An 8996-nucleotide genomic window follows, 5' to 3' on the forward strand; every position below is an offset into this window, starting at 1 on the left:
CGGTCTCGCCGACCTCGAGGCCCTGGGTCATCCGCGAGGCGGCGAGCGTCCAGTCCTTCAGGAGCTCGACGAGGTCCTCGCGCGTGGTGCCCGCGGCGACGCGCTCATCCCCTCGGCCGGCGGCGGCGACCTGTGCATCCAGGCCTGCGCCGACGATCCGCAAGTCGCCGTGCACGCCATCCGCAACCTGAGCCGGATCGCGTTCGGCCGGGCCTCGCTCCGCTGGTCGCAGCTCGGCTTCGGCCGCACCTCCTCGACGTCCACCGCCCAGGCGACTCCGCGCAACCTCTTCGGCTTCAAGGACGGCACGGCGAACGTGAAGTCCGAGGAGGCCGACGCCGTCCAGGAGCACGTCTGGGTCCCGTCCTCCGACGGCCCCGCGTGGATGGTCGGCGGCAGCTACCTGGTCGCGCGGAAGATCCGGATGATCATCGAGACGTGGGACCGCAGCCAGCTGGGCGAGCAGGAGCGGGTCATCGGCCGCAGCAAGGGGTCCGGGGCGCCGCTCTCGGGCGGCACGGAGTTGACCGAGCCCGACTTCGCAGCGGCCGGCGCTACGGGTTCCCCGCTGATCGATCAGGAGTCGCACGTGCGCCTCGCCCACCCGAGCGTGAACAACGGGGTGCGGCTCCTGCGCCGCGGCTACAACTTCGTCGACGGCAACGACGAGCTCGGACGCTTGAACGCGGGGCTGTTCTTCCTCTCGTTCCAGCGCTCCCCGGAGCAGTTCGTCACCGTGCAGCGGAACCTCGCGACGGACGCGCTGAACGAGTACGTGAAGCACGTCGGCTCGGCCGTGTTCGCGGTGCCGCCCGGTGCCCGCGACGAGACCGACTTCCTCGGCTCCGGCCTCTTCGCCTGATCCCTGAGAGGACCCGCACTCCGTCCCAGGATCCGGCGGGCGCACTCCACGGCGCGCCGAAGCCTGCGCCCGTAGCGTCGTCGGCGATGTCCGGGAACAGTGCGAGAAGCGGCCTGACCAAGCGCGAGCGCCAGGAGCTCGCCCGAGCGCACGCGCGGGATCGCCGCGAAGCGGAGAGGCGCCGGCGGCGCCGGAACCGGCTGCTCGGGCAGGGCGGAGCGGTCGTCGGGCTCCTCGCGGTCGTGGCCCTGGTCTGCTGGAACGTCTGGTCGCAGCAGGAGGTCGCGAGCGCCGGCCCGGCGAACATGCTCAGCGACGGCATCGTCCTCGCGGGCGACGGCTCGGCCGTGACGGCGACGACGAGCGCGGCACTCGCTCCGGGAGCCTCCCCCGTCCCGACCGATGAGAGCGCCACGCGGGCGGGCGGAGTCGTCGCCGTCGACCTCTACGTCGACTACCTCTGCCCGTACTGCGGGCAGTTCGAGAAGGCGAACGCCGAGCAGCTGCAGTCGTGGCTGACGAAGGGGGCGATCACGCTCGAGATCCACCCGGTGGCGATCCTCGATTCCTCCTCGGCCGGCTCCGAGTACTCCAGCCGGGCCGCGAACGCCGCGGCGTGCGTCGCCGACGAGGATCCGGACCGCTTCCTCGCCGTGAACGCGGCGCTCTTCGCGCAGCAGCCGGCGGAGGGGACGACGGGGTTCGACGACGACGCTCTGCGGGCGCTGGTGACCGGAGCCGGCGTCACCGACGACGACGTCCTCGCCTGCATGACCGCGGGCGAGTTCCGGCCCTGGGTGAAGGCCGCGACCGAGCGGGCCACCTCGCTCCCCCTCGCGAACACCTCCCTTCCGAAGCTCGAGTCGACGCCGACCGTGCTGGTGAACGGCGAGCAGTACACGGGGAAGCCGGACGACGCGGCGGCGTTCGTCTCCTTCGTCACCTCGACGCTCGAGGCGGAGTCCGCGACCCCCGCTCCCTCTCCGAGTCCGGAAGGCTGATCCGGACCGCGAGGGACGGGATCGGCGCCGCACTCTGCAGCAGCGGGCGGAGACGACGAGACCGGCCGGAGCATCGCTCCGGCCGGTCTCGTCGTGGGCGGGCGCCGAGGCGCCCGGGGCTCAGCCCTGCTTCTTGAGGCGGCTCGTCATGCGCGCGCGGGCGTTCGCATCGAGCTCCACCTTGCGGATGCGGACGACCTCGGGGGTGACCTCGACGCACTCGTCCTCGCGGGCGAACTCGAGGCACTCCTCGAGCGTCAGCTGACGCGACGGCGTCATCGACTCGAAGGTGTCGGAGGTGGACTGACGCATGTTGGTCAGCTTCTTCTCCTTGGTGATGTTGACGTCCATGTCGTCGTTGCGCGAGTTCTCGCCGATCACCATGCCCTCGTAGACCTCCTCGGTGGGGTTCACGAAGAAGGTCATCCGCTCCTGGAGCGCGATGATGGCGAACGGGGTGACGACGCCGTTGCGGTCCGCGACGATCGACCCGTTGTTGCGGGTGACGATCGCGCCGGCCCACGGCTCGTAGCCGTGCAGGATCGCGTTCGCGATGCCGGTGCCGCGCGTGGTGGTGAGGAACTCGGTGCGGAAGCCGATCAGGCCGCGCGACGGGACGATGAACTCCATGCGCACCCAGCCGGTGCCGTGGTTCGACATGCCGTCCATGCGGCCCTTGCGGGCGGCGAGGAGCTGCGTGATCGCGCCGAGGTACTCCTCCGGAGCGTCGATCGTGAGGTGCTCGAAGGGCTCGTGCGTCTTGCCGTCGACCTGGCGGGTGACCACCTGGGGCTTGCCGACGGTCAGCTCGTAGCCCTCACGGCGCATCTGCTCGACGAGGATGGCCAGCGCGAGCTCGCCGCGGCCCTGGACCTCCCACGAGTCGGGGCGTCCGATGTCGACGATCTTGAGCGACACGTTTCCGATGAGCTCGCGGTCGAGGCGGTCCTTAACCATGCGCGCCGTGAGCTTGTGGCCCTTCACCTTGCCGACGAGCGGCGAGGTGTTGGTGCCGATCGTCATCGAGATCGCCGGGTCGTCGACCGTGATGGCCGGCAGCGGGCGGATGTCCTCGGGGTCGGCGATGGTCTCGCCGATGGTGATCTCGGGGAAGCCCGCGATCGCGACGATGTCGCCGGGGCCCGCGGACTCGGCCGGGTAGCGGTCGAGGGCCTTGGTGATCAGCAGCTCGGTGATGCGCGCGTTGGTGTGGGTGCCGTCGTGGTGGACCCAGGCGACCGTCTGCCCCTTCTTGATCGTGCCGTTGAAGACGCGGAGGAGGGCGAGGCGGCCGAGGAACGGCGACGCGTCGAGGTTGGTGACGTGGGCCTGGAGGGGCGCGTCGTCGTCGTAGGTCGGCGCGGGGATGTGCTTGAGGATCGCCTCGAACAGCGGCTCCAGGTCCTCGGCGTCCGGCAGCGTGCCGTCCTCGGGCTTGTTCGCCGAGGCGCGGCCGGCCTTGCCGGAGGCGTAGACCACGGGGACGTCGAGGATCGCGTCGAGGTCGAGGTCCGGCACGTCGTCGGCCATGTCGGAGGCGAGGCCGAGGAGCAGGTCCTGGCTCTCGGCGACGACCTCGTCGATGCGCGCGTCGGGGCGGTCGGTCTTGTTGACCAGGAGGATGACGGGGAGCTTCGCCTCGAGCGCCTTGCGCAGCACGAAACGAGTCTGGGGCAGCGGGCCCTCGGACGCGTCGACGAGGAGGCAGACGCCGTCGACCATCGACAGGCCGCGCTCGACCTCGCCGCCGAAGTCGGCGTGGCCCGGGGTGTCGATGACGTTGATGGTGATGGGACCGTCGCTCGCGTGCTTGCCGCTGTACGAGACAGCGGTGTTCTTCGCGAGGATCGTGATGCCCTTCTCGCGCTCGAGCTCGTTGGAGTCCATCGCGCGCTCGTCCACGTGGGCGTGCGCGTCGAAGGAGTTCGTCTGCTTGAGCATGGCGTCGACCAGCGTGGTCTTGCCATGGTCGACGTGGGCGACGATCGCGACGTTGCGCAGGTCGGAGCGGGTGGCACTTGCCATGGATACGGACTCGTCTCGTGTTCTCGTGCAAAAGGGGGACCATCCATCGTACCGCAGCGAGGCGTCCGCACGGCGAAGGGCCCCGGATCCCCGCTCCGGAGGGCTCCGAGGAGCGCTCCAGGCGGGGCCGGGGCCCAGGTGACGGTCGGTCAGACCGCGAACTCGATGCCGGCGCCGGGGATGGCGTCGAGCAGCTCGCGGGTGTACTCCTGCTGCGGCGAGTCGAACACGGTGTCCGTCGGGGCGTGCTCGACGATCCTGCCCTTCTGCATCACGCAGACGTCGTCGGCGATCACGCGGACCACCGCCAGGTCGTGCGTGATGAACAAATAGGTCAGCCCGAGCTCGGCCTGCAGGTCGGCGAGGAGGCGGAGGATCTGCGCCTGGACGAGGACGTCCAGAGCCGACACGGCCTCGTCGAGCACCACGATCTCCGGCTTCAGCGCGAGCGCGCGGGCGATCGCCACGCGCTGGCGCTGGCCGCCGGAGAGCTCGTTCGGGTACCGGCTCGCGATCACGCGCGGGAGGGACACCTGGTCGAGCAGCTCGAGGACGCGCTCGCGCTGTGACGTCCGGTCGCCGACCTTGTGCACCCGCAGCGGCTCCGAGATGGTGTTGCCGATGTTGTGCAGCGGGTCGAGCGAGCCGTACGGGTCCTGGAACACCGGCTGCATGGAGCGCCGGAGCGCCAGCATGTCGCGGCCCTTGAGCTTCTCGGTCCGTCGGCCGGCGATCGAGATCGCTCCGGACGTCGCCGTCTCGAGGCCCAGCACGAGGCGGGCGATCGTCGACTTGCCCGATCCGGACTCGCCCACGAGCGCCGTGGTGGTGCCCTTCGGGATCGAGAACGACACATTGTCGACGGCCGTGAAGTCCTCGGCCTTCAGGCCGCCGCGGCGGATCTTGAAGACCTTGGTGAGGCCGTCGACCTCGATCATCGGGGCGCCCGAGGCGACCGCGCCGGCGTGGTGCGCGGCGCCCGCGCCGACCAGGTCGACCTCGCGGACGGCCTCCGGCTCGCCGGGGACCGACTCCACGGCCCGACCGGCCGTCGACTGGATGCGACGCGACGCGAGGCTGGGCGCCGCCGCGATCAGGCGCTGCGTGTAGGGGTGCTGCGGGTTCTGCAGCACCTCCACCGAGGCGCCGGACTCGACGATGCGGCCCTTGTACATGACGATGAGCTTCTCGGCGCGCTCGGCGGCGAGGCCCAGGTCGTGCGTGATGAAGAGCAGCGCGGTGCCGTCGGTCTTCGTCAGCGTCTCGAGGTGGTCGAGGATCCGGCGCTGGACCGTGACGTCGAGCGCCGAGGTGGGCTCGTCGGCGATCAGCAGCTGGGGAGCCGCGGCCAGGCCGATGCCGATCAGCACGCGCTGGCGCATGCCGCCCGAGAACTGGTGCGGGAACTGCTTGAGGCGCTTCTCCGCGTCGGCGAGGCCCGCGTTCTGCAGGACCTCGATCGCCTTGGCGCGCACCTCCTTGCGACCGGTCGCGAGGCCGTTGGCCTTGATGGTCTCCTCGACCTGGAAGCCGACCGACCACACGGGGTTCAGGTTCGACATCGGGTCCTGCGGGACGTAGCCGATCCGGCGGCCGCGGATGTCCTCGAGCTCGGTCCTCGTCGCCTTCGCGAGGTCCTTGCCGTCGAACAGCACGGAGCCGGCGGTGACCTGGCCGGTGCCGGGGAGCAGGCCGATGATCGCGGCGGCGGTCGTCGACTTGCCGGAGCCCGACTCCCCCACGATCGCGACGGTCTGGCCGTGCTCGATCGTGAGGCTCACGCCGCGGAGGGCGGGGACCAGTCCGCTGCCGGTCTGGAAGCCGACCTCGAGGTCGGTGACCTCGAGCAGCGGCCCCTGCGGTGCGTTCGGTGTCGTGGCGGTCATCGGAGGGCCCTCGCCTTCGGGTCGAGCGCGTCGCGGAGCGACTCGCCGAGGAGGATGAAGCTCAGCACCGTGACCGTCAGGGCGATCGACGGGTAGATCAGCGTCTGCGGGTTGGTGCGCAGATCGCGCTGGGCCTGGCTGATGTCGTTGCCCCACGACATGACCGAGCCGGGCAGGCCGACGCCGAGGAACGACAGCGTCGCCTCCGCGGTGATGGCCGCGCCGAGCGAGATCGTCGTGACGACGATGACGGGAGCGATCGAGTTCGGCAGCACGTGCCGGAACAGGATCGCCATGCGCGAGAGGCCGGTCGCGGTGGCGGCGCCGACGAAGTCGGCCTGCTTCACGCGGAGGACCTCGGAGCGCAGGACGCGCGCCGTCGTCGGCCAGGCGAACGCGCCGATCGCCAGGGCGATGACGAACACGTTCCGGTAGGCCGAGAAGACGGACATGATGACGACCGCGGCGAGGATGTAGGGGATCGAGAAGAAGATGTCGCCGAGGCGCATGATCACGGTGTCGACCCAGCCGCCGAAGAAGCCGGCCAGCGCGCCGCCGATGACGCCGGAGACCGTCGTGATCACGATCACGATGAGGCCGACGGTCAGCGACGTGGACGTGCCGTGGATGATCCGCGAGAAGACGTCGCAGCCCTGCTTGGTGTAGCCGAGCAGGCTGCCGTCGCCGGGGCCCTGGTTGCTGAACGAGAGCGCGCACTGGCGGGGGTCCACCGAGGTGAACAGGCCCGGGAACAGCGCGACGGCGATGATGACGAGGATCAGGACGCCCGAGATCCAGAACATGGGCCGCTTGCGCAGGTCGCGCCACGCGTCGGTCCAGAGGTTGCTGGGCTTCTCGTCGAGGCTGACGGCGTCGACCGACGCGATCGGCGTCTCCTCGAGCGGGGCCACGAAGTGGTCGATGCGGCGGGCCTTCTGCGCGCCGCCGGTGGACTCATTTGGCATAGCGGATCCTCGGGTCGAGTACGGCGTAGAGCAGGTCGACGAGGATGTTCACCACGAGGTAGAACAGCACCATGACCGTGACGAAGGAGACGACGGTCGGCCGCTCACCTCGGATGATCGCCTGATAGAGCGTGTTCCCGACTCCGGGAACGTTGAAGATGCCCTCGGTCACGGTCGCGCCGACGATCAGGAGGCCGAAGTCGGCTCCGAACTGCGTCGTGACCGGGATGAGCGAGTTGCGCAGGACGTGCACGGGGATGACGCGGCGTCGCGAGAGCCCCTTGCTGTACGCGGTGCGGACGAAGTCCGAGCCGGCCGTCTCGATGACCGAGCCGCGCGTGAGGCGGATGGCCGAGGCGACCACGAACAGAGCGAGCACGATCGCGGGCAGCAGCAGCCTCTGGAACGACGCGTCGGCTCCGACGGTCGGAGGGAACCATCCCAGCTGGATCGCGAAGAAGGACTGCGCGATGAAGCAGAGTACGAAGATCGGCACCGACACGAGCAGGAGGCTGACGACCAGCGCGCTCGCGTCGAAGAAGCTGCCCTTGCGCAGACCGCTGATGAGGCCGATGGTCAGCGCGACGACGATCTCGATGACGATCGCCATCATGGCCAGCGTCAGGGTGACCGGGAAGGTGCGGGCGAGGATCTCGTTGACGGACTGGCCGGAGAACGAGATGCCGAAGTCGCCGCGGACGACGCCTCCCAGGTAGTACAGGTACTGGACGAAGAAGGGCTCGTTCAGGTGGTACTGCTCCTCGAGGCGGGCGAGGAGTGCGGGGCTCGGCGTCTTGTCGCCGAAGAGCGACAGGAGCGGGTTCCCCGGCATGGAGAAGACCATGAAGTAGATGAGGAACGTGGTGCCGATGAGCACGGGGACGGCTTGCAAAATGCGTCGGACGATGTAGGCGAGCATGTCAGCCCAGCCGGTTCCGGAGTCGCATGGATGGGGACCTCATTCGATTGTGACCGAAACAGGGCGCTCCGCCCGTGCCGTGACCTGGTGGCCGACGGCACGGGCGAAGCGCCCCAGTGGTTCGAGCTTAGTTCTTGGTGATCTCGTAGTAGAGCGGCACCGAGTTCCAGCCGAACTCGACGTTCGACACGCCCTCGCCGTAGCCGCCGGTCACGTTCGCGTACCACAGGGGCAGCGACGGGAGGTCCTTCAGGAGGATCTCCTGGGCCTGCTGGAACGTCTTGTTCGCAGCGTCGGCGTCGGCGTCCGACAGGCCCTGCTGGAGCAGGGTGTCGAACTCGGGGTTCGAGTAGTCGCCGTCGTTGGACGAGGCGCCGGTCACGTAGAGCGGTCCGAGGAAGTTGTAGAGGCTCGGGTAGTCGGCCTGCCATCCGGTGCGGAACGCGGTCTCGATCGAGCGGTCGACGATCTTGGTGCGCGCCTCGGCGAAGGTCGGGTACGCGTCGCCCTCGGCGTCGATGCCCAGCGTGTTCTTGATCGAGTTGGTCACCGCGTCGACCCAGCCCTGGTGGCCGCCGTCGGCGTTGTAGGCGATCTTGAAGGTGCCGTCCCAGGGGCTGATCGCGTCGGCCTGAGCCCACAGCGCCTTGGCCTCGTCGGGGTTGTACTCGAGCACGTCGGCGCCGGAGAGGGCGTCGCTGTAGCCGTCGATCACCGGGGAGGTGAAGTCGGAGGCCGGGGTGCGGGTGCCCTCGAAGATCACGTCGGTGATCTCCTTGCGGTCGAAGGACATCGAGATCGCCTGGCGGCGGAGCTGGCCCTCCTCGCCGTCGAAGTGCGGGAGACGGCCCGGGATGGTGAAGGACTGGAACACGGCCGAGGGCTGGTTCACGGCGCGGTCGCCGAGGTCGCTCTCGAAGGTGCCGAAGGCGGAGTCCGGGATCTGGTCGATCACGTCGACGTTGCCGCCGAGGAGGTCGGCGTAGGAGGCGTCCTGGGTGGCGTAGAAGACGATCTTCAGGCCGCCGTTCTGGGCCTCGCGGGGGCCGGTGTACTCGTCGTTCTTGACGAGCTCGATCTGGACGTCGTGCTGCCACGCGTCGTCGCCGTCGAGCTTGTACGGGCCGTTGCCGATCGGGTTCTCACCGAAGGCGGCCATGTCGTCGAACGCGGCGGCGGGCAGCGGGTAGTACGCCGAGTAGCCGAGGCTGATCGGGAAGTCCGACTGGGGGGACTTGAGCGCGACGGTGAAGGTGGTGTCGTCCACGGCCTTGAGGCCGGTGAGCTCGCTGTCCTCGGTGTCGCTGAAGCCCTCGAAGTTCGAGAAGAACGACGCGC

Annotated in this window: 7 protein-coding genes; 2 read left to right on the plus strand and 5 right to left on the minus strand. The window is 69.5% G+C overall.

The window, feature by feature from the left end; translation table 11 throughout:
• Positions 1-862: Dyp-type peroxidase (locus C5C27_RS15490; protein WP_146079719.1), on the plus strand; the 862-nt coding region annotated here is incomplete at its 5' end.
• A gap of 86 nt (positions 863-948) precedes the next feature.
• Positions 949-1863, plus strand: a complete 915-nt coding sequence (locus C5C27_RS15495) for a thioredoxin domain-containing protein (protein WP_104314855.1) — start codon at positions 949-951, stop codon at positions 1861-1863.
• 120 nt (positions 1864-1983) lie between these two features.
• Here the strand turns inward: C5C27_RS15495 and typA are convergent, their stop codons facing one another.
• From typA to C5C27_RS15520, 5 genes are all read right to left on the minus strand, one after another.
• Positions 1984-3888 carry a translational GTPase TypA gene (typA, locus tag C5C27_RS15500; protein WP_104222978.1) on the minus strand — a complete coding sequence of 635 codons (1905 nt, stop codon included), beginning with the start codon at positions 3886-3888 and terminating at the stop codon, positions 1984-1986.
• Positions 3889-4037: 149 nt separating this feature from the next.
• The gene (locus tag C5C27_RS15505) at positions 4038-5774 is read right to left on the minus strand and encodes an ABC transporter ATP-binding protein (protein WP_104237546.1); all 1737 of its coding nucleotides are present in this window, start codon (positions 5772-5774) and stop codon (positions 4038-4040) included.
• Positions 5771-6739 carry an ABC transporter permease gene (locus C5C27_RS15510; protein WP_104222976.1) on the minus strand — a complete coding sequence of 323 codons (969 nt, stop codon included), beginning with the start codon at positions 6737-6739 and terminating at the stop codon, positions 5771-5773. Before C5C27_RS15510 ends, C5C27_RS15505 begins: the two co-directional genes overlap by 4 nt.
• Positions 6729-7658, minus strand: coding sequence for an ABC transporter permease (locus C5C27_RS15515; protein WP_104222975.1), 930 nt, complete (start codon positions 7656-7658; stop codon positions 6729-6731). The genes C5C27_RS15510 and C5C27_RS15515 overlap by 11 nt, the downstream gene beginning before the upstream one ends.
• 127 nt (positions 7659-7785) lie before the next feature.
• The coding region (locus C5C27_RS15520) for an ABC transporter substrate-binding protein (RefSeq protein WP_104314856.1) at positions 7786-8996 on the minus strand (1211 nt) is incomplete at its 5' end.

The organism is Rathayibacter sp. AY2B7, assembly GCF_002931635.1.
Taxonomy (GTDB): Bacteria; Actinomycetota; Actinomycetes; order Actinomycetales; family Microbacteriaceae; genus Rathayibacter.